Raw genomic sequence first — 24,136 nt, 5'->3', positions numbered from 1 at the left:
CCCGCCCGCGCCCCCCCCCGCGGGGCCCCGCCCCTCGGCTGGAGGCCGGACTACCTGCCGTGGCCGAGGGCCCGGCCGAGCTCGGCGTTGAGGTTGCCGATCACGTCGAGCGGGATCTCCTTGGGGCACACGGCCGCGCACTCACCGATGTTCGTGCAGCCGCCGAAGCCCTCGGCGTCGTGCTGGGCGAGCATGTTGACCACGCGCGACTCACGCTCCGGGCCACCCTGGGGCAGGAGGCCGAGGTGCGTCACCTTGGCGGCGGTGAAGAGCATCGCCGAGCCGTTCGGGCACGCGGCCACGCAGGCACCGCAGCCGATGCAGGCGGCGGACTCGAACGCACGGTCCGCGTTGGCCTTCGGCACCGGGGTGGCGTGGGCGTCCGGCGCCGCGCCGGTGTTGACCGAGATGTAGCCGCCGGCCTGGATGATGCGGTCGAAGGCGCCGCGGTCCACGACGAGGTCCTTGATGACCGGGAACGCGCTGGAGCGCCACGGCTCGAGCGTGATGGAGTCGCCGTCCTTGAAGGAGCGCATGTGGAGCTGGCAGGTGGTGGTCTGCTCCGGGCCGTGCGCGACGCCGTCGATGACGATGCCGCACATGCCGCAGATGCCCTCACGACAGTCGGAGTCGAACGCCACCGGGTCCTCGCCGCGGGCGGTGAGCTCCTCGTTGAGCACGTCGAGCATCTCGAGGAAGGACATCTCCTCGGAGAGGCCGCGGAGCTCGTAGGCGACGAGGCGGGGCTCCCCGGCGGGGCCGGCCTGCCGCATGACGTTGAGAGTGATGTTCACTTGTAGCTCCGCTGCTTCATCTCGATGTTCTCGTACACGAGCTGTTCCTTGTGCAGGACCGGCGCCCCGCTGTCGCCGCCGAACTCCCACGCCGCCACGTAGGCGAACTGGTCGTCGTCCCGCAGGGCCTCGCCGTCCTCGGTCTGGGACTCGGCGCGGAAGTGGCCGCCGCACGACTCCCGGCGGTGGAGTGCGTCGATGCACATGAGCTCGGCGAGCTCGAAGAAGTCGGCCACGCGGCCGGCCCGCTCGAGCGCCTGGTTGAGCTCCTCGTTGGTGCCGAGGACCTTCACCCCGCGCCAGAACTCGGCCTTGAGGTCCCGGATCTTGTCGATCGCGGTCCGCAGGCCCTCCTCGGTGCGCTCCATGCCGCAGTACTCCCACATGATCGATCCGAGCTCCTTGTGGAAGGAGTCGACCGTGCGGGTGCCGTTGGAGCCGAGGAAGTGGTCGATGCGTTCCCGGACGGAGCGCACCGCCTCCACGACGGCCGGGTGGTCCTGTGAGATCTTCTCGAACGGCGCGTCGGCGAGATAGTCGTTGATGGTGTTGGGCAGGACGAAGTAGCCGTCCGAGAGGCCCTGCATCAGCGCGGACGCACCGAGCCGGTTGGCGCCGTGGTCGGAGAAGTTGGCCTCGCCCGCGACGAACAGCCCCGGGATGGAGGACTGCAGGTCGTAGTCCACCCACAGCCCACCCATCGTGTAGTGGACGGCGGGGTAGATGCGCATGGGCACCTCGTAGGGGTTCTCCCCCGTGATGCGCGCGTACATGTCGAAGAGGTTGCCGTACTTGGCCTCGACGGCGGGGCGACCCAGCCGCTTGATCGCCTCGGCGAAGTCGAGGTAGACGCCGCGGCGCACGCCCTCGACCTCCGGGCCCACGCCCATGCCCTCGTCGCACGCCTGCTTGGCCGCGCGGGAGGCGATGTCGCGCGGGACGAGGTTGCCGAATGCCGGGTAGCGGCGCTCGAGGTAGTAGTCGCGGTCCTCCTCGGGGATCTGCCGCGGGTCCTTGGTGGCGTCGGCCGGGTTCTTCGGCACCCAGATGCGGCCGTCGTTGCGCAGCGACTCGCTCATGAGCGTGAGCTTGGACTGGTAGTCGCCCGACTGCGGGATGCACGTGGGGTGGATCTGGGTGTAGCAGGGATTGCCGAAGTAGGCGCCCTTGCGGTGTGCGCGCCACGTGGCCGTGACGTTGCAGCCCATCGCGTTGGTCGAGAGGTAGAAGACGTTGCCGTAGCCGCCGGAGGCGAGGACGACGACGTCGGCCAGGTGCGTCTCGATCGCACCGGTGACCATGTCGCGGGCGATGATCCCGCGCGCCTTGCCGTCCACGACGACGAGCTCGAGCATCTCGTGGCGGGAGAAGGTGGTGACCGTCCCGGCCGCCACCTGCCGCTCGAGGGCCTGGTAGGCGCCGATGAGGAGCTGCTGCCCCGTCTGGCCGCGGGCGTAGAACGTGCGGGAGACCTGCACGCCGCCGAAGGAGCGGTTGTCGAGCAGGCCGCCGTACTCGCGGGCGAACGGCACACCCTGGGCCACGGCCTGGTCGATGATGCTCGTGCTCACCTCGGCGAGGCGGTAGACGTTGGTCTCGCGGGAGCGGTAGTCGCCGCCCTTGACCGTGTCGTAGAACAGGCGGTGGACGGAGTCGCCGTCGTTCTTGTAGTTCTTCGCGGCGTTGATGCCGCCCTGGGCGGCGATGGAGTGCGCCCGGCGCGGGGAGTCCTGGTAGAAGAACGCGCTGACCTGGTAGCCGGCCTCGCCGAGCGTGGCCGCCGCGGAGGAGCCCGCCAGCCCGGTCCCGACGACGATGACGTGCATCTTGCGGCGGTTGGCCGGGTTGACGAGGCGGGCGGAGAACTTGCGCTTCTCCCACTTCGCGGCGAGGGGCCCCGCGGGCGCCTTGCTGTCGGTGATGTCCGCGCCCGCGCGGTAGAGCCCTTCGACGAGCGTGTCCGTGCTGGTGGTCTCGGTGGTGGTCATCTCTTCTTCCTCAGCTCACGAAGCCCAGCAGGATCGCGGTCGGCGGCGCCATGAACCCGATCAGGAGCGCCGCGGCCACGAGGTAGGCGGTCAGGTTGATGGCGCGCTCGCGCTTGCGGTTGGACGCCCCCAGCGTCTGCATCGAGCTCCACACGCCGTGGCGCACGTGCATCGTCAGCGTGAGGATGGCCACGAGGTAGACCAGGTAGACGTACCAGTGCTCCGGCTGGAAGGCCGTGACGAGCCGCTCGTACGGGCTGTCGAACGTGCCGCCGACGTTGATCGTCAGGGTCGTGAACTGCAGCAGGTGGAACACGATGAACGCCAGCAGGATCACGCCGCCCCAGCGCATGGTGCGCGCGGAGTAGGTCTGCACGAGCCGCTTGTGCTTGAGGTAGCGGGTGCCGCGCGCCTCGCGGGCACGGCGCCAGAGCGCGGCCGCGGACGCGACGTGGACGACGACGGCGAGCGTGAGGACCACGCGCTGGATCCAGAGGAAGCCCTCGTGCGGGAGGTAGGGGTAGAGCAGGTCCCGCAGGCCGTGCGCGTACCCGTCGAACGCCTCCTGCCCCGAGAAGGCCTTGAGGTTGCCGTACATGTGGAGGAGGACGAAGAGCACAAAGAGGATGCCCGAGACCGCCATCGCCGACTTGAGGGCGACGGTCGTGTTCCGGGCTCGGCGTGGCTTCGTCGGCACTGTCGTGACCATAGTCCTGCATAGTAGCGAGTCCCGGGTCACATTTCCGCCACGCCCACGGGCACTTTTCAGCCCCTTGTTCGGATGCCGGACAGAGTGTGACGAACGCCATGGTGGTTCGGGAACTATCGGCCGCTGGGTCGGGGGTTCACCTGCTGTGACCGAGACGACCTCCCCCGCCGTGACCACCCGCCCGCTCGAGGACGCCGCGATCGACCAGCTCTTCGACCGCGCCCACACCACCAACACCTTCACGGGCGAGCCCGTCGACCTGGCGCTGGTCCGGGCCGCGTACGAGCACCTCCGGTGGGCGCCGACGGCGATGAACGGCCAGCCCCTGCGCCTGACCGTGCTGGCCTCCGCCGAGGGCCGCGCCCGCGTCGCCGCCCACCTCGCCGAGGGGAACCAGGCCAAGACCTTGGCGGCTCCGCTGACGATCGTCGCGGCCTACGACCCCCGGTTCCACGAGCACCTCCCGGTGCTGGCCCCGTTCCGCACCGGTGCCCGCGAGCAGCTCGAGCCGAGGGCCGAGGCGCGAGAGGCCATGGCGCGCACGAACGCCCTGATCCAGTTCGGCTACCTCCTCCTGGCTCTGCGGGCGATGGGCCTGCAGGTGGGCCCGATGGGAGGGCTCGACCCGGCCGGCGTCGACACCGAGGTCCACGCGGAGAGCGGCTGGAAGACCCTGTTCGTGGTCAACGTGGGGCACGCCCCGAACCCCGGCGACCCTCAGGCGCAGCACCCGCGGGCGGGTCGTCTGGAGTTCGACCAGGCGTCACAGGTGCGCTGAGCGGACAGATCCGGCGGCGTCGGGGCTAGCTCCCGGCGCCGACCGGCCCGACGCTCGGGCGCAGGTCCTTGCGCATGACGACGGCGTCCTCGCCCTCCATCACGTAGTAGCGGCGGCGCCGCCCGATCGGGACGAAGCCCGCGCGCGCGTAGAGGCGCTGGGCGCCGTCGTCGGACGCGCGCACCTCGAGCAGCACGCTGCGGGCGCCGTCGGCGCGCGCAGCCTCCAGCAGCGCCTCGAGCAGGAGGGTGCCGATCCCCCGGCGACGGTGCGCGGCGTCCACGCCGACCGTCATGACCTGGGCCTCCTCGCCGGCCGCGACGCCCGCGTACCCCACGAGCAGCTCGCCGCCGGCCTCCGCCACGACGGCGGCCACGTAGGTGCGGCCCTCGGTGGCCAGCTCCTCGCGGTACGCGCCGAGCGACCACGCCCCCGCCCCGAAGAGCAGGGGCTCGAGCTCCATGACCCGGTCGAGGTCGGTGCCGAGCAGGGGCCGCAGCCGGACGGTCACGAGACCCGCTTGGGGGCACCCGCGACGTGGACGTCGGGACGGCGCAGGTAGAGCGGGTCGGTGCCGAGCTCGACGTCCGCGCCCGCCGCGCGGCGCACGAGCCGGCTGCGCGCCAGGCGGGCCAGGACCGCGGCGTCGAGCTGGTCGGGCAGGCCGTCCGTGGCGGGCAGGTCCTGCGGGTAGAGGCGGGCGCCGGCACCGGCCACCGCCGCCCCGGCGAGCCCGCCCCCCGCACCGACCGCGGCCGCGGGCTCCACGGCGGGCCCCGCGAGGCGCTCGACGTCGTCGGGCCCGGCCGCGCGGTAGCGGGCCCAGTAGACCTCCTTGCGGCGGGCGTCGGTGGCGACGAGGACCTCCTCCCCCGGCCCGAGCCGGTCGAGCGCCTGCCGGGCGAGGACGTCGAGGGAGGAGATGCCGACGACGTCGGCCCCCCAGCCCCGGCCGAGGGCGGCGGCGGTCACGAGCCCGACCCGTAGGCCCGTGAACGGTGCCGGCCCGGTGCCGACGGCGACGAGGTCCACGGCGGCGGGCGAGCCCGCGGCCAGGACCTCCTGGACCATCGTGCTGAGCGTCTCGGCGTGCCGGCGCGTGCCCTCACCGACGGCGCGGGCCACCACCTCGGGCGAGCCCCCGGCGTCGTCCACGAGGGCGACGGCGCTGCCGGCGGAGGTGTCGAGGCACAGGATCTTCACCCCGCCAGGGTAGTCGGGTGCGGTTCAGACCTCGCGGTGCGGCGGGCGCCAGGGGGTGTGGGACCCGGTGTCGGGGCGGCGCAGCCAGACCACGACCCCGGCCCAGACGAGCAGCGCCACCGCTGCGAGCGCCACCCACACCACCGGTTGCGGGCCGGTGGACTCCGACGCCACCGGCGGGCCGGCGGGTCTGTCGACGGCGTACCGGGCGGCGACGAGCGGCTGGTAGAGGTTCACCGGGACGGTGCCGGCGAGGTTCTCCCGGGCGACGGCGTCGAGCGCGCCCACCTCGCCGTCGGCGAGGGTGAACCAGGCGTCGAGCGGCTCGTCGTGGATGACTGCGGCGCCCGGTGCGAGGCCCTCCAGCGCGGCGGCGAACTCCGGGTCCGCCAGCACCCGCGCCGGAGCGTCCACGTCCTCCGGGTCGAGGCCGGTGGTGAGCACCCCGACGGGGGCCCCCCGGAGCAGCAGCGGGACGATCCAGCGCTCGAGCCGGACCGTGACGGGGTTGACCTCGGCGCCCGCCACGAGGGTCGGTGACCACGTGCGCACGGTGCGCACGAGGCCCGCACGCACCTGGGCGCGCTCCTCGGGGTCGAGGTCCAGCTCGCCGGCCCCCAGGCCGACGACGAGCGCCGCGCCGTCCCGCGTGAGGAGCTCGCCCACCTCCGCCGGGACGCCGGGAGCGGTCTGGACCGGCGCCGGCGCGACCGGGGCGTCGGTGGCGCCGGCCGCGAGGGCCGGCGCCGCCGCGAGCGCCGGCCCGGCACCGACGAGGCACAGCCCCAGGAGGCACAGCCCCAGGAGGACGGCCGCGGCGCGGCCGGGCCACCGGGCCGCGGTGCGCATCAGCCCGCGCCGACGGCGGTGAGGTCGACCGTGGCCCAGCGCGGCCCGACCCCGCGCAGGTGGATCTCGCGCGGTGCGTGGTCGGCGAGGTCCTCGACGTCGTGCGGGGTGCCGGCGGCGGCACCGCGGGGGCGTCGGATCTCCACCTCGAGCCGGTCCTCGGCAAGGGCCTCCACCTTGTCCTCGCCCCACTCCACCACCGTGACGGACTCCTCGAGGGAGGTGTCGAGGTCGAGCGCGTCGACCTCGTCGAGCGAGCCGAGCCGGTAGGCGTCCACGTGCACGAGGTCGGGCCCGTCGGTGAGCGCCGGGTGCACGCGCGCGATGATGAACGTGGGCGACGCGACCTGCCCGCGCACGCCGAGGCCCGCGCCGATGCCCTGGGTGAGCGTGGTCTTCCCGGCGCCGAGGGCGCCGCTGAGGAGCACGAGGTCGCCGGCGTGCAGCACGGCGGCGAGGCGGCGGCCGAGGGCCCGGGTGTCCTCCGGGCCGGTGACGGTGACGGTGACGGTGACCATGGACTCGCTCATGCGTCCTCCCCGCCGGTGTAGGTGCGCGGCACCCGCGCCCCGACCCCGGTGACGATCTCGTAGTTGATGGTGCCCGCCGCCACCGCCCAGTCGTCCGCGGTCGGCAGGCCGGCGCGGCCGTCCCCGAAGAGGACGGCGACGTCGCCCTCACGGACGCCGGACCCCTGCGGGCCGAGGTCCACGACGATCTGGTCCATGCACACGCGCCCGGCCACGTGCAGGCGCCGGTCGCCCACCTGGACGGGACCGGCGTCGGAGGCGCTGCGGTGGATGCCGTCGCCGTAGCCGAGGGGCACCACGCCCAGGTAGGTGTCCGACGTCGTCACCGCGGTGTGCCCGTAGGAGAGTGGCGTTCCGGCCGGGGCTGGCTTGACCACCGTGAGCCGAGCCTCGAGCCGCATCGCGGGCCGCAGCCCCAGCTCGGCCACGTCGACGACCGCCGGGGCGGGGGTCAGCCCGTACACCGCGATGCCGGGGCGGACCAGGTCGAAGTGGGTGCCCGGGTGGAGCAGCACGCCGGCGGAGGCGGCGAGGTGCCGGACCTCCGGCCGGACCCCGGCCCGCTCGGCCTGGGCGAGCGCGGCGGTGAAGACCTCGGTCTGGGTGGCGGTGACGGGGCTGGCGGGGTCGTCCGCGCAGGCCAGGTGGGACCAGATGCCTGCCACGGTCACCGCGCCCTCCGCGACGGCGCGGGCTGCGGCGCCGAGCAGGTCCGCGAAGGCCTCGGGGCGGGCGCCGCCGCGTCCCATGCCGGTGTCGACCTTGAGGTGCACGCGGGCGGTGCGGCCGGTGGCGGCGGCGGCGGCGCGGATCTCCTCGACCGCCCAGGGCGCGGACACCGAGAGGTCGAGGTCGGCGCGCAGGGCGTCGTCGAGCGGGGCGCCGGGCGCGAAGATCCAGCTGAGGATCCGCGGGCCGGGGCCGATCCCCGCGCGCAGCGTCAGTGCCTCGGCGAGCTGGGCCACGCCCAGCCAGGTGGCGCCGCCGGCGAGCGCTGCGCGGGCCACAGGCAGCAGCCCGTGCCCGTAGGCGTCCGCCTTGACCACGGCCATCGCCTGGGCGGTGGGGGCCGCGGCGCGCAGCACCCCGACGTTGTGCACGATCGCGTCGAGGTCGACGACGGCGCGCGCCGGGGAGGCGTCGACGGCCTGGCAGACGGCGGAGCTCACGTGGGTCAGTCTTTAACCCGCGGCGCGGGTCGGGTGCTCCCCGCAGCAGCGCGCGGACGGCGAGCGGCACCGCGGCGGCGACGTCGCCGGCGGTGATCGGGCCGCCGACGTCCCGGGCCGGGGTGCGGCGCCGGTCCGTCTCGTCGGGGACGTGCTGCCCGGCCGCGAGGCGGGCCGCGCGGCCGTGCACGAGCGCCGCCGCGGCGGCGAGGCGGGGCACGAGGGACTCGCCGGCGCGCGTGTCGACGGCCAGGACGTCGCCGTACGCGGCGAGGAGGGCACCGAGGACACCGGCGAGCACGTCGCCCGCGCCGGCGGTGGCGAGCCAGGCGGTGGCGTCGCGCTGGGCGTACAGCGGGCCGTCGGGGGCGGCGACGACCGTGCCGGCACCCTTGAGCAGGACGGTCGCGCCGGTGATCTCGGCCGCCAGGCGGGCGTGACGCGCGGGGGCGGCCACGACCTCGTCGCGCGTCACGACCTCGCCGCGGGCGGCGAGCAGCTCGGCGAGCTCCCCCGCGTGGGGCGTGAGGACGACCGTGGCGGGCAGGTCCAGGTGCGCGTCGTCGTCGTGCAGGAGGGTGAGGCCGCCGGCGTCGAGGACCACCGGCGCGCCGGCGGCCAGGCCGGCGCGCAGGTGCATGGCGGCCTCCTCGAGGCGGGCCACGTCGTGGGCGGCGACGCCGGGGCCCACCACCCACGCCTGGACCCGTCCCGGCACGGCCACGACCTCCGGGTGGTGCACCCGCACCTGGGCGGTCATGGCGTCGGGGCCGAGCAGCCGGATCATGCCGACGCCGGTGCGCAGCGCGCCGGCCGTGGTGAGGGCGGCGGCCCCGGGGTACGTGGAGGAGCCGGCGACGACGCCGAGCACGCCCCGGCTGTACTTGTGGTCGGTGGGTCCGGGCACCGGCCAGAGGTCGGCGACGTCCGCGCCGCCCAGGCGGCACACGGCGGGGCCGTGCCCGGCGAGATGCTGCTCGAGCCCGAGGTCGACGACCTCCACGCGACCCACCAGGTCGGCGGCGGGGGGCAGGAGCAGGCCGGGCTTGGCGCTGCCCATCGTGACGGTGAGGTCGGCGGGGAGCACGGGGCCGGGCAGCGTGCCGTCATCGACGCCGATGCCGCTGGGGACGTCCACGGCGACCACGAGGGGCTCGTCGGGCGAGGCGGCACGCTCGTCCGCGAGGGCGGCCACCAGGGCGGCGAACGGCTCGCGCAGTCCGTCCCGGGCGCCGATGCCCGTCAGACCGTCGACCCACACCCCGGCGCGGCGCGCCAGGGCCACGAGGGCGGCGGCGTCGGCCGGGGCGTGGGTGCGCACCCCGGCGGCGCGGGCCGCGGCGAGCGCGGCCGGGTGGGCGCGGTCGGTGAGGAGGGCGGCATGCACCTGGCAGCCGCGGCGGGCGAGGTGCGTGCCGGCGTACAGGGCGTCCCCGCCGTTGTTGCCGCCGCCGACGAGGAGGAGCACCACGGAGCCGGACACGCGGTGCCCGCGCCCGTGCAGCGCACGGCAGACGTGCGTCGCGAGCGCGAACGCGGCCCGCTCCATGAGCGGCACCCCGGCCGCGAGCAGCGGGGCCTCGGCCTCGGTGACGACGGCGGCGGCGTGCGCGGAGAGCATGGGCCCATCCTGCCGCGCCGATCGCCCCGTGGCCCTTTCATCCGCCCCGGGGGTGTGCGAAAGTGGCTGACGTTCATTTATAGGCCGAGCGATGACGCTCGTGGCGAAAGCGAGTCAGACACATGACGCACGACACCGAGGTCCTGCAGAACTTCATCGGCGGCGCGTTCGTCGATGCCCACGGGTCCGGACGCATCGACCTCGTCCAACCCAGCACCGGCGCGCGCGTCGCCGTCTCCCCCGTCTCGGACGCGACCGACGTCGACGCCGCCATGGCAGCGGCGGCCACGGCCTTCCGCACCTGGCGCCGCACGACGCCGGCCGAGCGCCAGCGCCTGCTGCTGCGCCTCGCCGACGCGCTGGAGGCCGGCGAGGCGGGGCTGGTCGAGGCCCAGCACCGCAACACCGGGCAGCCCCGAGCGATGATCGCCCAGGAGGAGGTCGGGGCCGGGGCCGACAACCTCCGGTTCTTCGCCGGCGCCGCCCGCATCCTGGAGGGCAAGGCCGCCGGTGAGTACCTGGCCGGGCACACCTCGTACGTGCGCCGCGAGCCGCTGGGCGTCATCGCCCAGGTGACGCCGTGGAACTACCCGCTGATGATGGCGATCTGGAAGATCGGACCCGCCCTCGCGGCCGGCAACACCATCGTGCTCAAGCCCTCGGACACCACCCCGGAGTCCACGCTCGAGCTGGCCCGGATCGCGGGGGAGATCCTGCCCGCGGGCGTCCTCAACGTCGTCCTCGGCGACGGGTCGACCGGTGCGCTCATGACCGAGCACCGCACGCCCGCGATGGTGGCCATCACCGGCTCCGTCCGGGCCGGCCAGGCTGTGGCCACCAGCGCCGCGAAGAGCGTGCGGCGCACCCACCTCGAGCTCGGCGGCAAGGCGCCCGCCGTGGTCTTCGCCGACGCCGACCTGGCCGCCACCGCCAAGGCGCTGACCGAGTTCGGCTACTTCAACGCCGGCCAGGACTGCACCGCCGTCACCCGCGTGCTGGTGCAGGAGTCGGCGCACGACGAGCTCGTCGAGCTGCTCGCCGCCGCCGCCCGGGAGATCACCACCGGCGACCCGGACGACTCCAAGAACTTCTACGGGCCGCTCAACAACGTCCGCCACTTCGAGTCGGTCATGGCCAAGGTCGCGAACCTGCCGGCGCACGCGACGATCGTCACCGGCGGCGAGCGTGTGGGCGAGACCGGGTACTTCATCGCCCCGACCGTCGTCACGGGCGTGCGTCAGGACGACCCGATCGTCCAGGAGGAGACCTTCGGCCCGGTCCTGACGGTCCAGTCCTTCACGACGGAGGAGGAGGCCGTCGAGCTGGCCAACGACGTCGACTACGCGCTGGCCTCCAGCGTGTGGACGAGCGACCACGGCACCGCGATGCGCGTGTCCCGGGACCTCGACTTCGGCTGCGTGTGGGTCAACACCCACGTGCTCCTCACCTCGGAGATGCCCCACGGCGGGTTCAAGTACTCCGGCTACGGCAAGGACCTCTCGCTGTACTCCGTGGAGGAGTACAGCCGCGTCAAGCACGTCATGCACGCGCTCGGCGACGAGTAGCCGACGGTCCCGTCACCCCGTGGTGCCCACCGCCGTCAGGCGCGCACGCAGGCCCTCGACCAGCGCGGCGAGGCCGAGGTCGAAGGCCTGCCGGGCGACGTCGCCGGTCGGGCGCGCGCGGTTCACCGCGGCGAGGACGGGTGCCTCGAGGGCGAGGTCTCCGACGTCGAAGATGTCCTCCGGCGCCGTCGTGTCCAGCGCCGAGCCGAGCACGAACGACTCGACCGCGGTGATGACGGCGATCACCTCGTCCTCGGGCCAGCCCGCGGCGCACAGCCCGCTCGCCACGCGCTCGTACATCGCCACGGTGTGCGGCGCCCCGGTGATCGGGGTCACCGCCATGAGGGCCACGAGCGGGGCGTGGCGCGCGTACGCGGCGCGATACGAGCGCGCCCACCGCACCAGCGCCTCGTCCCACGCGAGCGTGCGGAAACCGTCGGCGTCGATGGCGCTGTTGACCCGGTCCTGCACCCAGCGCAGCACGTCGTCCTTGGAGGCGACGTGGTTGTACAACGCTGACGGGGCCACCTTGAGCTGGCGGGCCAGCCCGGCCATCGTCAACGCCCGGTAGCCCCGCGCGTGGACGAGCGCCATCGCGGCGCCGGTGATCTTGGTGCGCGAGAGGACCGGCGCGGAGGGGCGGCCCCGCCGGCGCGACGGGGCGACGTCGGGCTCGCTGCTCATGGGAGCCCATCTTGCCGCACCGGCGGCGGGCGTTGCCGGGACCACCCCGGCCGGGCCGCTCGGCGACGCAGCGAGAAGTCCCCCACGCCGGGGCTTGACGTGGCGGCCCGCAGCGGGCTTAATGATCCCCATTCATATCGGTGGGACTTCAGTCCCGGGCCGGGAACATGACCGAAGAAGGTGAGTCCAACGGAGGACAACGACGAGGTCGCCCTCGAGCGAGACGTCGCCATCGTCGGCGCCGGCCCCGCCGGCCTCATGGCGGCACGCCGCCTCACGCGAGCGGGCTACTCCGTGGTCGTCCTCGAGGCCCGCACCCGTGTGGGCGGGCGCACCTGGAGCGACACCGTCGACGGCGCCTGGCTGGAGATCGGTGGCCAGTGGGTGTCGCCGGACCAGACCGAGCTGCTCGACCTCGTGAAGGAGCTCGGCAAGAGCACCTACCAGCGCTACCGCGAGGGGGACTCGGTCTACGTCTCCCCGGCGGGCGTGCGCACCCGCTACACCGGGGACCGGTTCCCCGTGTCCGAGCGGACGGCTGCCGAGATGGAGCGCCTCATCGACCTCCTGGACCGCCTCGCCGCCCAGGTCGGGGCCGACGAGCCCTGGGCACACCCCCAGGCCCGCGCCCTCGACACCGTCTCGTTCGCGCACTGGCTGGCCGAGCAGTCCGACGACGCCGAGGCGTGCCAGAACATCGGCCTCTTCATCGCCGGCGGCATGCTCACCAAGCCGGCGCACGCGTTCTCCGCCCTGCAGGCCGTCCTCATGGCCGCCTCGGCCGGCTCCTTCACCCATCTCGTCGACGAGAACTTCGTCCTGGACCGGCGGATCGTCGGCGGCATGCAGTCGGTCTCCGTCGCGATGGCCGAGGAGCTCGGCGACGACGTCGTCCGTCTCGGGACCCCCGTCCGCACCGTCCGGTGGGACGACGACGGCGCGACGGTCGTGTCCGACCGCGTCACGGTCCGTGCCCAGCAGGTCGTGATGGCCGTCCCGCCGAACCTGTACTCGCGCGTCTCGTTCGAGCCGCCGCTGCCCCGGCGCCAGCACCAGCTCCACCAGCACCTCTCGCTCGGCCTGGTCATCAAGGTCCACGCCGTCTACGACCGCCCCTTCTGGCGCGAGGACGGGCTCTGCGGCACCTGCTTCGGCGCCGACGCGCTCGTCCAGGAGGTCTACGACAACACCAACGACGGCGACACCCGCGGCACGCTCGTCGGCTTCGTCTCCGACGAGAAGGCGGACGAGCTGTTCACGCTCACCGCCGCGGAGCGTCGCCGCCGCATCCTCGAGGGCATCGCCGGGTACCTCGGCGAGCAGGCCCTCTCCCCGGCCGTGTACTACGAGTCCGACTGGGGCTCGGAGGAGTGGACCCGCGGCGCCTACGCCGCCAGCTTCGACCTCGGCGGCCTGTCGCGCTACGGCGCCGACCAGCGCCAGCCGGTCGGGCCCATCCGCTGGGCGAGCTCCGACCTCGCCGCCGCGGGCTACCAGCACGTCGACGGCGCCCTGCGGATGGGCCGCACCGTCGCCGACGAGATCCATACCCACCTCTCGAGCAAGGCGGTCCTGGCATGAACGCACCCCGCTACCTGGTCGCCTACGGCGGCGACAAGCGCAGCAAGGACGCGCTGCGCTTCGGCGTCGTGCTGGCGCAGTCGCTCGGCGCCGAGCTCGACGTCGTGCTCGTGCTGCGCAGCGACGACCCGTTCGGCGCCAGCTACCCCCAGTCGGGCGACATCGCCCCGCTGGTGCAGGACCAGGTCGACACGTGGCTCGAGGAGGCACGGGCCCTCGTGCCCGACGACGTGCCGGTGCGCATGCACGTGCGGCGCAACCCCTCGGTGCCCCAGGGCGTGCTCGACGCGGCCCGCGACCTCGGCGCCGCGATGATCGTCGTCGGCACGGCCTCCGGCGGCCACGGCTCGCCCTTCACGGTCGGACCGGTGGCCACCCACCTCCTGCACGCCTCCCCGGTACCCGTGGCCCTGACGCCGCGGAAGTACCGCCCGGCCGGGACGATCGAGCGCATCTACTGCGCCGTCGGCACCCGCCCGGGGGCGGAGCTCGTCCTCGACGAGGCGCTCGAGGCCGCGGGCCGCACCGGTATGGACCTCCACCTCGTATCGCTCGTCGAGCTGGACACGCATCACGGCGTGGAGGACGAGATACGGCGTCAGGCGACGGACCTCATCAGAGAGGCTGTCGCCGGCCGCACTGACAACGACGTCACCATCGAGATTGGGCAGGGCAAGAACATGAGACAAGCCATCAGTGCCATCGGCTGGCACCCCCGCAGCATCGTGCTGGTCGGGTCGTCCCGGCTCGCGCAGCACCGCCAGACGTTCCTCGGCACCACGGCCGCCCGGATGCTCCGTGAGCTCCCGGTCCCCGCCATCGTCGTCCCCAGGTCGGGGCAGGCCGGATGAGCGCCCCCGGACGGGTGGCAACGAAGCCACCCGCCGACCCCGCCGACGAGGGAGTCAGCGACAAGGGTCTGAGCCGCGGCCGCATCGGCCTGCTGGGCTCGGTCGTCATCGGCGTCTCGTGCATCGCGCCCGCCTACACCCTCTCCGGTGCGCTCGGCCCCACCGCTGCCGCCGTGGGCGAGCAGCTGCCCGCCATCTTCATCGTCGGGTTCATCCCGATGCTCCTGGTCGCCCTCGGCTACCGGCACCTCAACCGGGCGATGCCCGACTCCGGCACCACCTTCACCTGGTCCTCCCGCGCCTTCGGCCCGTGGATCGGGTGGATGGGCGGCTGGGGCCTGCTCGCGGCCACGATCCTCGTGCTGTCCAACCTCGCCGGCATCGCCGTCGACTTCTTCTACCTGCTGCTCGCCCAGATCTTCGGCAACCCCGAGCTGGCCGAGCTCACCAGGAACGTCCCGATCAACGTGGCCACCTGCCTGGTGTTCATGGTGGCGGCGTGCTGGATCTCCTACCGGAGCATCGAGGCCACCAAGATCGTCCAGTACGTGCTCGTCGCCTTCCAGCTCGCCGTCCTCGTCTGGTTCACGATCGCCGCCTTCACCCACGTGAGCAACGGCACGGCGTTCGAGGGCCTGCAGATCCAGGCCGCGTGGTTCAACCCGCTGGCCGTCGACTCCTTCTCCGCCTTCGCCGCGGGCATCTCGCTGTCCGTGTTCATCTACTGGGGCTGGGACGTCGTCCTGACGATCAACGAGGAGACCAAGGGCGCGGCCACCACGCCCGGCAAGGCCGCGACGACGACGATCTTCGTCATCGTCGCCCTGTACCTGGCCATCGCCCTGGCCGTGCTCAGCTTCTCCGGCGTCGGGACGGGCGCGCTGGGGCTGGGCAACGAGGACATCAACGAGAACGTGTTCGCCGCGCTCGCCGGCCCGGTCATGGGCCCGGCGGCGATGATCATGTCGCTCGCCGTCCTCTCCTCCTCTGCCGCCTCGCTGCAGTCGACGTTCGTCTCGCCGGCGCGCACCATGCTCGCGATGGGGCACTACGGGGCGCTGTCGCCGAAGTTCGCCCGGATCAACCCCCGCTTCCAGTCGCCGGGCTACGCCACCGTGGCCGCCGCGGTCATCGCGTCCACGTTCTACGCGGTCATGCGCGTCCTCTCCGAGGACGTGCTGTGGGACACGATCACCACCCTCGGCATCATGGTCTGCTTCTACTACGGCGTCACCGCCCTGGCCAGCGTCTGGTACTTCCGCAAGGAGGCGTTCTCCAGCACGAAGGACTTCCTGGGCAAGATCCTCGCCCCGGGGATCGGCGGCCTGCTGCTGCTGATCTTCTTCGTCCAGACGACGGTGGACTCCATGGACCCGGACTACGGCTCGGGCTCCAGCATCGGGGGCATCGGGCTGGTCTTCATCCTCGGCGTCGGCGTCCTCGCCCTCGGCGTGGTCGTCATGTTCGTCCAGTACTTGCGCCGCCCGGCGTTCTTCCGTGGGGAGTCCCTCCCGCGCGGTGACTCCACCACAGGCGCGATCGAGACGGTCTGAGGCCGTCGGCCCGGCGCCAGGTCGGCCGGGCCAGCTCATCCAACAACGCGCCCGAGCGCCAGGCCGGCCCGGGCAGAAGGAAGCTCCATGAGCACCACAGAGCAGACCCCCGTCACCACCACCCCCATCGATCGCGCGCGCATCGCCGAGCTCATCGAGCGCGAGTCGGAGCGGCTCAACGCCCGGACGCAGAAGTCCAAGGAGACGTACGCGCGCGCCAACGAGCACCTCGCCGGCGGCGTGGCGTCGTCCTACCAGCTGCGCGACCCGTGGCCCATCTACCTCGAGCGCGGCGACGGCCCCAAGGTCTGGGACGTCGACGGCAACGAGATGTGGGACTTCCACAACGGGTTCGGCTCGATGGTCCAGGGCCACGCCCACCCCGCGATCGGTCGCGCCGTGGCCGAGCGGTACCCGCTCGGGACGCACTTCGCCGCCCCGACCGAGGACGCGATCGTCGTCGGCAACGAGCTGGCCCGCCGCTGGGGCCTGCCCAAGTGGCGGTACACCAACTCGGGGTCGGAGGCGACGATGGACGCCATCCGCATCGCCCGCGCCTACACCGGCCGCGACACCGTCATGAAGATCTTCGGTTCCTACCACGGCCACCACGACACGGTCATGGTCTCCATCGGCGTCGAGTACGACAAGATCGGCGACCGGGAGAACCTGGAGTCGCTGCCCTACGGCGGCGGCATCCCGCAGTCCACGGTGGACATGACGGTCGCCGTGCCGTTCAACGACGCCGGCGCCATGGAGCGGCGGATCGAGCGGCTCGCGGCCGAGGGCCGCCTGCCCGCCTGCGTCATCATGGAAGCCGCCATGATGAACCTCGGCGTGGTGCTGCCCGAGCCCGGCTACCTGCAGCAGGTCCGCGAGATCACCAAGCGCCACGGCATCGTCCTGATCTTCGACGAGGTCAAGACCGGCCTGTGCATCGCGGCCGGCGGCGCCAGCGAGAAGTTCGGGGTCCTGCCAGACCTCGTGACCCTGGCCAAGGCCCTCGGCGGCGGTCTGCCGACCGGCGCCATCGGCGGCAGCGCGGAGGTCATGTCCGCCGTCGAGGACGGGACCGTCTACCAGGTCGGCACGTACAACGGGAACCCGCTGACCATGGCGGCGACCCGGGCGAGCCTCCTCGAGGTCCTCACGCCCGAGGCGTACGCGCACCTCGACCACCTCAACGAGCGCATCGTCGCCGGCTGCGAGGACGTGGTGGCCCGCTACGGCCTCCCCGGCTACGTCGTCGGCATCGGTTCCAAGGGCTGCGTGACGTTCTCCCCGTCGAAGGTCGTCGACTACGAGACCTTCAAGGCCAACCAGGACGCCGAGCTCTCCACGCTCGCCTGGCTCTTCAACATGAACCGCGGCATCTTCATGACGCCGGGCCGTGAGGAGGAGTGGACCCTCTCGGTCACCCACACCGACGAGGCGATCGACGCCTACATCGCCGTGTTCGAGGAGTTCGCCCGCGAGCTGCGCGCCTAGCAGCAACCGGCCGAGGCCGGGTCCTTGCGCCGACGGCGCGAGGACCCGGCCTCGCCCGTTCCCCACGGTCGGTCCCCCCCATCACCCCTCAGGCGTCGCCGGCACCGCCGAGAGGGCCACCCAGGCGTCCACGCGCACCTGCGGGTCGTCCAGCGAGCGGCCCGTGGTGGCCTCGATCTGACCGAGGCGGTTGCGCACCGTGTTGCGGTGGATGCCGAGCTCGGACGCGACCTCGGCCCGGGAGCCGTGGTGGCGCAGGAACGAGCGCAGCGTCTCGACGGCGACCGGGTCCTCGACCACCGACCCCAGCACCGAGCGGGCGAAGCTGGCGACGGCGCGCTCGTCGAGCAGGTGCTGCACCCCGCGGCCGGCCAGGTCGTCCCACACGACGACCGGCTGGGCCTCCGAGGTGACCACGAGCGCCCGCGACGTCGCCTCGCGGCTGCCGGTCGCCTCCCCCAGCGGCACGCGCGGGCCCACGCCGGCACGAAGCCCCTCCCCGGTCAGGACCCCGGTGACCGTGGGGACCTCCCGGGGCCGGGCCACCACCCACAGCTCCTCACCCCGCCGGGTCACCAGCGCGGGCCGGCCCGGCGATGCCAGCCGGTCCTCCAGGACCGTGCGCGCCCCGTCGAGGTCCTCCCCCACGGCGGCGACCAGGCGCACCCACGACGGCAGCTCGACCCGGTCCGGCGGCACGCCGCCCTCGACCGAGAGCAGGACGGCGGCGCTGCGCACGTCACCCTCGAGCAGCACGTCGGCTGCGCGCCCCCGAAGGCGGCGGGACTGGGCCCGCTGCTCGGTGCGGCGCTCGCCGAGCAGGCTGAGCAGCGCCACCGCGGCCGTCACCGCGCTGCGCGGCCCCTCCTCCAGCCGCCCGGGCGTGCGCACCGCCAGATAGGTCTCCGGCGACCCGCGCACGCCGAGCGGCTGCACCAGGGTGGTGCCCTCCTGGCTCGACGCCGACGACGACGCCCGCAGCCCGCGCGGGCGCAGCCGCCGGACCTCCCGGCCGAGCGCGAGCAGGTCCTCCGTCGCGAGCTCGCCCGCGGGCGGGACCTCCACCTCGCCATCGGCCCGCAGCAGCACCGCGGCGCCGTCCAGGATCGTGGCGAGCCCCGCGAGGATCGGCTCCGGCTCCCCGCGCTGCGCCGCGCGGGTCAGCTCGCGCTGCATGGCCCACGCCTCACGGTCCGCCTCGCCGCGCTCGCTCTCGAGGAGGTCCGCGGCCGCCCGGCTGACGGAGACGAACGCCGTCTCGCGCGGCACCTCGAAGAGGGTGAGGCCGCGGCGCCGGCATGCGGCGCGCAGGGCCTCGGGGACCCGGTCGTGGGTGAGCCCGAGCGCCAGCCCGAGCGCGACGGCGCCCGCCGCCAGCAGGTGCTCGACGTAGCCGTCCCAGCGCCACGTCCACCCCCGGGTGTTCAGACCGGTGGTCAGGAGCACCTCCCCGCCCTCGAGGAACGGGCCGGGCTCGGCGAGCTCGCTCGTCGCCACCCAGCGCACGGCCGCGTCGAGGTCGCCCTCATGCACCAGGCCCAGCCGGAGCTCCGGCCGGCCGACGACGTCGCGCACGCTCACCACGGGTGCCAGTCTTGCACACCACCACAAGCCATCTTGTGCATGTGCGCCATCGTGGCCGGGTACCTACCGGGCATACGTTCACCTCCACGACCGGGCCGCCCGCGCCGGCCACCCGAGAAGGAAGCAGACCTCCATGGCAGTCACCACACGCCTCGCCGGCGGACCGTCGCTCACCCAGGAGCGCCGTCTCGTCACCGCCGTCCCAGGCCCCCGTTCGGTCGAGCTGGCCGCCCGCCAGCACGGCGCCGTCGCTCGCGGCGTGAGCACCACCATGCCGGTGTTCGCCGCTGCGGCGGGCGGCGGCGTCGTCGTCGACGTCGACGGCAACTCCTTCATCGACCTGGGCTCCGGCATCGCGGTGACCTCGGTCGGCAACTCCGCCCCGCGCGTCGTGGAGGCCGTGCAGGCCCAGGTCGCCGAGTTCACGCACACCTGCTTCATGATCACCCCGTACGAGGGCTACGTCCGGGTCGCCGAGGAGCTCAACCGGCTCACCCCGGGTGACCACGAGAAGCGCACGGCCCTGTTCAACTCCGGCGCCGAGGCCGTCGAGAACGCCGTGAAGATCGCCCGCGCGTACACGAAGAAGAACGCGGTCGTCGCTTTCGACCACGCGTACCACGGCCGCACCAACCTCACGATGGCCCTGACCGCGAAGAACCAGCCGTACAAGTCCGGCTTCGGTCCGTTCGCCCCCGAGGTCTACCGCGCGCCGGTGTCCTACCCCTACCGCGACGGCCTGACCGGCCCCGAGGCCGCCGCCCGCGCCATCGCCGCCATCGAGAAGCAGGTCGGCGCCGAGAACCTCGCGGCGCTCGTCATCGAGCCCATCCAGGGCGAGGGCGGCTTCCTCGTCCCGGCCGAGGGCTTCCTCCCCGCGCTCGTCGACTGGTGCCGGGCCAACGGCGTCGTCTTCGTCGCCGACGAGGTCCAGGCGGGCTTCGGGCGCACCGGCGCCTGGTTCGCCTCCGAGCACGAGGGGATCGTCCCCGACCTCGTCGTCTCGGCCAAGGGCATCGCCGGTGGTCTGCCGCTGTCCGCGGTGACCGGCCGCGCGGAGATCATGGACGCTGCCGGCCCCGGCGGCCTCGGCGGCACCTACGGCGGCAACCCGCTGGCCACCGCCGCCGCGCTCGCCGTCATCGAGACGATGGAGTCGGAGGACCTCATCGGCCGTGCCCGCGAGATCGAGGGCGTCCTCACCGGTCGGCTCCGCGCCGCGCAGAGCCGCGACGACCGCATCGGCGACGTCCGCGGCCGCGGCGCCATGATCGCCGTCGAGCTCGTCAAGGCCGGCACCGACGAGCCCGACGCCGCGCTCGCCAAGGCGGTCGCGGCCGCCGCCCACACTCAGGGCGTCATCGTCCTGACCTGCGGGACGTACGGAAACGTCCTGCGACTCCTTCCCCCGCTCACGATCAACGACGACCTGCTGAACGAAGGCCTCGACGTCCTCGAGGCCGCTCTTGAGGAGACGAGATGACCATCGACCTGACCCCGTCCGTCGCGCCCGCCGCGACCCCGCTCGTCGACGCGCGGACGCAGCTGGCGGAGGCCATCGGCCTCCTCGGCTACGGGGAGGGCCTGCACAAGATGCTGGCCACCCCGCGCCGTGAGGTGACCGTAAGCATCCCGCTGCGTCGCGACGACGGCAGCCAGGACCTGTTCATCGGTCACCGCGTCCAGCACAACTTCTCCCGCGGCCCGGCCAAGGGCGGCGTCCGGTTCTCCCCGGAGGTCGACCTCGACGAGGTGCGCGCCCTGGCCATGTGGATGACCTGGAAGTGCGCCCTGCTCGACGTCCCCTACGGCGGCGCCAAGGGCGGCGTGCGCATCGACCCGCGGCACTACTCCCTGGCCGAGCTCGAGCGCGTCACCCGCCGCTACACCTCCGAGATCCTCCCGATCATCGGCCCGGAGCGCGACATCCCGGCCCCCGACATCGGCACCGACGAGCGCACGATGGCCTGGATGATGGACACCTACTCCGTCACCCGCGGCCACACCGTGCTCGGGGTCACCACCGGCAAGCCCGTCGCCCTCGGCGGCTCGCTGGGCCGGGCCAGCTCCACCTCGCGCGGCGTCGTGCACATCGCCCTGGCGGCCCTCGCCTCGCGGGGCATGCGCCCCGAGACCTCGACGGCTGCCGTGCAGGGCTTCGGCAAGGTGGGGCGCGGCGCCGCCCGGATCCTCGCCGAGAGCGAGCTCACGGTGGTCGCCGTCTCCGACCAGTACGGCGCGGTGATCAACGAGGCCGGCCTCGACATCCCGGCCCTCGAGAAGCACGTGGACGCGACCGGCTCCGTCGTCGGCTTCGCGGGCGCGGACGAGCTGGCCTCCGAGCGTCTCCTCGAGCTCGAGGTGGACCTGCTCGTCCCGGCCGCGGTCGAGGGCGTCCTCACGGCCGCCAACGCCGGCCGCGTGCGGGCCCGCGTCGTCGTCGAGGGCGCCAACGGCCCGACGACCCCGCAGGCCGACGCCATCCTCACCGACAACGACGTCCTCGTCGTGCCGGACATCCTGGCCAACGCCGGCGGCGTCATCGTCAGCTACTTCGAGTGGGTCCAGGCCAACCAGGCGTACTGGTGGAGCGAGGACCAGGTCGAGGAGCGGCTCCGCGAGCGCATGCTCGGCGCGTGGCAGCAGGTCAGCGGCTACGCCGCCGAGCGTGGCCTCACCCTGCGCACCGCGGCGACCGTGATGGCCGTCGAGCGCGTCGCCCAGGCCCACCTTCTGCGTGGCCTCTACCCCTGATCGGCGCTCTCCCCCGCACCCGGCCCGCCGCCCCCAGCCGCACGGGCCGGCGGGCCGTCCCAACATCAAGGAGTGACATGACCATCACCACCACCCTCCCCACGGGCCTGCGCGAGTACGTCGACGGGCTCGACGCCGCCGCGGGCCTCTGGATCGACGGCGACGGTCGGGCCTCGAGCTCAGGCGCGACCTTCACCGTGCTCGACCCGGCCACCACGGCACCCATCGCGGACATCGCGGACGGCACCCCGGCCGACGCCACGGCCGCCGTCGACTCCGCCGCCCGCGCCCTCCCCGCGTGGGCGGCCACCGCCCCGCGCCGGCGCTCGGAGATCCTCCGCACGGCGTTCGACCTGATGATCGCCGAGACCGAGGAGCTCGCCGGGCTGATGGCCTGGGAGAACGGGAAGTCCCTGGCGGACGCCCGCGGCGAGGTCGTCTACGCCGCGGAGTTCTTCCGCTGGTTCGCCGAGGAGGCGGTCCGCACCGAGGGCGGCTACGGCGAGTCTCCCGCCGGCGGCACCCGCACCATCGTCACGCACAAGCCGGTCGGCGTGGCTGCCCTGGTGACGCCGTGGAACTTCCCCGCCGCCATGGCCACCCGCAAGATCGCCCCGGCGCTCGCGGCGGGCTGCACGGTCGTGCTCAAGCCGGCCTCGGAGACGCCGCTGACGGCGCTCGCCATCGCCCGCATCCTGGCCCGCGCCGGGGTGCCCGCCGGTGTGGTGTCCGTCGTGCCCAGCACCGACGCGCGCGCCGTCGTGACGGCGTGGCTCGAGGACCCCCGGGTCCGTAAGGTGTCCTTCACCGGTTCGACCCCGGTCGGGCAGGCGCTGCTGCGCCAGGCCGCCGACCGCGTGGTCAACTCCTCGATGGAGCTCGGCGGCAACGCCCCGTTCGTGGTGGCCGCGGACGCCGACGTCGACGCCGCGGTCTCCGGCGCCATGCTCGCCAAGCTCCGCAACGGCGGCCAGGCCTGCACTGCCGCCAACCGGTTCTACGTGCACGCCGACGTCGCCGAGGAGTTCACGGCCACGTTCGGCTCCGCGGTCGCCGCCCTGAAGGTGGGGCCGGCGTTCGCCGAGGGCACCGAGATCGGGCCGGTCGTCAGCGCCAGGGCTCTCGCCGGCATCACCCGCCTCGTCGAGGCGGCCGTGGCCGCCGGCGCGACGATCAGCCACCAGGCCGACATGCCGGAGGGCCCGGGCTTCTTCTTCCCGCCCACCGTGCTCACCGGCGTGCGGGCCGACGCCGAGATCCTGGCGACGGAGATCTTCGGCCCGGTCGCCCCGATCGTCACCTGGACGGACGACGCCGAGCTGCTCGGGCTGGTCAACGGCACCGAGTTCGGGCTGTCCGCGTACGTCTTCTCCCGGGACCTGAAGTGGGCCCTGAAGACCAGCGAGGCGATCGAGGCCGGCATGGTCGGCATCAACCGGGGGCTGGTCTCGGACCCCGCCGCCCCGTTCGGCGGCGTCAAGCAGTCCGGGCTGGGCCGCGAGGGCGCCCGTGAGGGCCTCCGCGAGTTCCAGGAGACGCAGTACTTCTCCGTCGACTGGAGCTGAGCCCGACGCTCCTGGAGGCGCACCCCCTGCGCCCGGCCGCTCGCCCTAGCGCGGCCAGGCGTGGGGGGTGCACGCACCCATGGACAGCGTCTGCTGCTGCATGACGTGCGCGGGGCCCGGGGTGGTGCACGAGCGGTGCCCGTGCCCGAGGGTGTGGCCCACCTCGTGGTTGACCACGTACGCGCGGTAGTCCGCGAGGGAGCCGCCGGCAGCGGTGAAGGGCGCGGCACCCTCGGCCCAGCGGGCGGCGTTGAGGACCACGCGGTCGCCCACCCGGCAGGAGGTGTACCCCTTCGTCGGCAGGGGTGCGCAGAGCCGGTCGACCGTGCCCGGCGAGGCCAGGATGACCCGGGTGTCCGCGGGGCCGTCGGTGCGGGCGAACGTGACGCCGTCCACCGCCCACCCGCGCGGGTCGTCGAGGGTGGCCATGACGGTGGCGGCGAAGCGGGCGGCGTCCACGGGCAGGCCGCGCTCGACCTCCACCCGGACGGTGCGGGCGCTGCCGGTGGCGGCGGCGTCCGTGCGCACGCCCGGCGCCGCGACGACGTCGAGGATGCCGGAGGCGACGCGCGGGACCGGGCCGCCGGTGAGGCCGCCGTCGGCGCGGAGGAGGTCCCCGGCCGGGGTGGTGGCGCGGCGCACGGCCAGGGTGTCGGTGCGGTCGCCGTCCCAGTCGCCGGCGAGGGCGGTGTCGCCCGGACGGCCGAAGGTCACGGTCCGCTGGGCCGTGCCACCGCGGGGGTCGTCGGTCAGGTGCACCGTGGCCCCCCGGCGCACGGCCAGGGTGTCGGTGCGGTCGCCGTCCCAGTCCCCCACCAGGACGGCGTCGCCGGGTCTGCCGAAGGTCACGGTCCGCTGGGCCGTGCCACC

At 73.8% G+C, this 24,136-nt stretch carries 20 protein-coding genes and 1 pseudogene; 9 read left to right on the top strand and 12 right to left on the bottom strand.

Annotation, left to right across the window (positions count from 1 at the left end):
* Positions 1-50: 50 nt before the first annotated feature.
* From ACYC1Z_RS06585 to ACYC1Z_RS06575, 3 genes are read right to left on the bottom strand one after another with little or no spacing between them, the layout of a single operon-like run.
* Positions 51-794: a succinate dehydrogenase/fumarate reductase iron-sulfur subunit gene (locus tag ACYC1Z_RS06585; RefSeq protein ID WP_461408732.1), complete on the bottom strand. Its 744-nt coding sequence runs from the start codon at positions 792-794 to the stop codon at positions 51-53.
* On the bottom strand, positions 791-2,782 hold the full coding sequence (locus ACYC1Z_RS06580) for a fumarate reductase/succinate dehydrogenase flavoprotein subunit (RefSeq protein ID WP_461408731.1): 1,992 nt from the start codon (positions 2,780-2,782) through the stop codon (positions 791-793). The genes ACYC1Z_RS06585 and ACYC1Z_RS06580 overlap by 4 nt, the downstream gene beginning before the upstream one ends.
* Before the next feature lie 10 nt (positions 2,783-2,792).
* On the bottom strand, positions 2,793-3,491 hold the full coding sequence (locus tag ACYC1Z_RS06575) for a succinate dehydrogenase cytochrome b subunit (protein ID WP_461408730.1): 699 nt from the start codon (positions 3,489-3,491) through the stop codon (positions 2,793-2,795).
* A 145-nt stretch (positions 3,492-3,636) separates the two neighbouring features.
* Here ACYC1Z_RS06575 and ACYC1Z_RS06570 point away from each other — a divergent pair, with 145 nt between their 5' ends.
* Positions 3,637-4,269, top strand: coding sequence for a malonic semialdehyde reductase (locus tag ACYC1Z_RS06570; protein WP_461408729.1), 633 nt, complete (start codon positions 3,637-3,639; stop codon positions 4,267-4,269).
* 25 nt (positions 4,270-4,294) lie between these two features.
* Here the strand turns inward: ACYC1Z_RS06570 and rimI are convergent, their stop codons facing one another.
* The 6 genes and pseudogenes from rimI to ACYC1Z_RS06540 form a co-directional block, all read right to left on the bottom strand.
* On the bottom strand, positions 4,295-4,780 hold the full coding sequence (rimI, locus tag ACYC1Z_RS06565; protein WP_461408728.1) for a ribosomal protein S18-alanine N-acetyltransferase: 486 nt from the start codon (positions 4,778-4,780) through the stop codon (positions 4,295-4,297).
* A complete protein-coding gene (gene tsaB, locus ACYC1Z_RS06560; protein ID WP_461408727.1) occupies positions 4,777-5,472 on the bottom strand; it encodes a tRNA (adenosine(37)-N6)-threonylcarbamoyltransferase complex dimerization subunit type 1 TsaB in 696 nt (231 codons plus the stop codon). Before tsaB ends, rimI begins: the two co-directional genes overlap by 4 nt.
* 24 nt (positions 5,473-5,496) lie before the next feature.
* On the bottom strand, positions 5,497-6,321 hold the full coding sequence (locus ACYC1Z_RS06555) for a hypothetical protein (protein WP_461408726.1): 825 nt from the start codon (positions 6,319-6,321) through the stop codon (positions 5,497-5,499).
* On the bottom strand, positions 6,321-6,851 hold the full coding sequence (tsaE, locus tag ACYC1Z_RS06550; protein ID WP_461408725.1) for a tRNA (adenosine(37)-N6)-threonylcarbamoyltransferase complex ATPase subunit type 1 TsaE: 531 nt from the start codon (positions 6,849-6,851) through the stop codon (positions 6,321-6,323). The genes ACYC1Z_RS06555 and tsaE overlap by 1 nt, the downstream gene beginning before the upstream one ends.
* Complete coding sequence (gene alr / locus ACYC1Z_RS06545; RefSeq protein ID WP_461408724.1) at positions 6,848-8,020, bottom strand: alanine racemase; 1,173 nt, start codon at positions 8,018-8,020, stop codon at positions 6,848-6,850. The genes tsaE and alr overlap by 4 nt, the downstream gene beginning before the upstream one ends.
* Before the next feature lie 205 nt (positions 8,021-8,225).
* Positions 8,226-9,569, bottom strand: a pseudogene (locus ACYC1Z_RS06540) (NAD(P)H-hydrate epimerase); the annotation flags it as partial.
* 194 nt (positions 9,570-9,763) lie between these two features.
* Here ACYC1Z_RS06540 and ACYC1Z_RS06535 point away from each other — a divergent pair.
* On the top strand, positions 9,764-11,206 hold the full coding sequence (locus ACYC1Z_RS06535) for an aminobutyraldehyde dehydrogenase (protein ID WP_461408723.1): 1,443 nt from the start codon (positions 9,764-9,766) through the stop codon (positions 11,204-11,206).
* A gap of 12 nt (positions 11,207-11,218) precedes the next feature.
* Here the strand turns inward: ACYC1Z_RS06535 and ACYC1Z_RS06530 are convergent, their stop codons facing one another.
* On the bottom strand, positions 11,219-11,890 hold the full coding sequence (locus ACYC1Z_RS06530) for a TetR/AcrR family transcriptional regulator (protein WP_461408722.1): 672 nt from the start codon (positions 11,888-11,890) through the stop codon (positions 11,219-11,221).
* Between the two features lie 180 nt (positions 11,891-12,070).
* On the opposite strand from ACYC1Z_RS06530, the gene ACYC1Z_RS06525 reads away from it, so the two are divergent.
* The 4 genes from ACYC1Z_RS06525 to ACYC1Z_RS06510 all read left to right on the top strand — a co-directional run bounded on the left by ACYC1Z_RS06525 (position 12,071) and on the right by ACYC1Z_RS06510 (position 17,363).
* Positions 12,071-13,471: a flavin monoamine oxidase family protein gene (locus ACYC1Z_RS06525; RefSeq protein ID WP_461408721.1), complete on the top strand. Its 1,401-nt coding sequence runs from the start codon at positions 12,071-12,073 to the stop codon at positions 13,469-13,471.
* Positions 13,468-14,322, top strand: a complete 855-nt coding sequence (locus tag ACYC1Z_RS06520; RefSeq protein WP_461408720.1) for a universal stress protein — start codon at positions 13,468-13,470, stop codon at positions 14,320-14,322. Before ACYC1Z_RS06525 ends, ACYC1Z_RS06520 begins: the two co-directional genes overlap by 4 nt.
* The gene (locus ACYC1Z_RS06515) at positions 14,319-15,875 is read left to right on the top strand and encodes an APC family permease (protein WP_461408719.1); all 1,557 of its coding nucleotides are present in this window, start codon (positions 14,319-14,321) and stop codon (positions 15,873-15,875) included. Before ACYC1Z_RS06520 ends, ACYC1Z_RS06515 begins: the two co-directional genes overlap by 4 nt.
* 87 nt (positions 15,876-15,962) lie before the next feature.
* Positions 15,963-17,363: an aspartate aminotransferase family protein gene (locus ACYC1Z_RS06510; protein ID WP_461408718.1), complete on the top strand. Its 1,401-nt coding sequence runs from the start codon at positions 15,963-15,965 to the stop codon at positions 17,361-17,363.
* 81 nt (positions 17,364-17,444) lie between these two features.
* On the opposite strand, the gene ACYC1Z_RS06505 is transcribed toward ACYC1Z_RS06510, so the two are convergent.
* Positions 17,445-18,944 (bottom strand): helix-turn-helix domain-containing protein, encoded by a 1,500-nt coding sequence (locus ACYC1Z_RS06505; protein ID WP_461408717.1) that lies wholly within the window; start codon positions 18,942-18,944, stop codon positions 17,445-17,447.
* A gap of 136 nt (positions 18,945-19,080) precedes the next feature.
* Between ACYC1Z_RS06505 and gabT the strand changes: the two genes are divergently transcribed.
* The 3 genes from gabT (at position 19,081) to ACYC1Z_RS06490 (ending at position 23,266) form a co-directional block, all read left to right on the top strand.
* A complete protein-coding gene (gene gabT / locus ACYC1Z_RS06500) occupies positions 19,081-20,430 on the top strand; it encodes a 4-aminobutyrate--2-oxoglutarate transaminase (RefSeq protein ID WP_461408716.1) in 1,350 nt (449 codons plus the stop codon).
* Positions 20,427-21,701: a Glu/Leu/Phe/Val family dehydrogenase gene (locus ACYC1Z_RS06495; RefSeq protein WP_461408715.1), complete on the top strand. Its 1,275-nt coding sequence runs from the start codon at positions 20,427-20,429 to the stop codon at positions 21,699-21,701. The genes gabT and ACYC1Z_RS06495 overlap by 4 nt, the downstream gene beginning before the upstream one ends.
* Before the next feature lie 77 nt (positions 21,702-21,778).
* Positions 21,779-23,266 (top strand): NAD-dependent succinate-semialdehyde dehydrogenase, encoded by a 1,488-nt coding sequence (locus ACYC1Z_RS06490; RefSeq protein WP_461408714.1) that lies wholly within the window; start codon positions 21,779-21,781, stop codon positions 23,264-23,266.
* Positions 23,267-23,311: 45 nt separating this feature from the next.
* Here the strand turns inward: ACYC1Z_RS06490 and ACYC1Z_RS06485 are convergent.
* On the bottom strand, positions 23,312-24,136 hold an 825-nt coding region (locus tag ACYC1Z_RS06485), incomplete at its 5' end, for a DUF3152 domain-containing protein (protein WP_461408713.1).

This window comes from Georgenia sp. (genome assembly GCF_054605595.1).
Note: the sequence above shows the minus strand (reverse complement) of the source record. Positions and strands in the feature narration are given on the sequence as shown.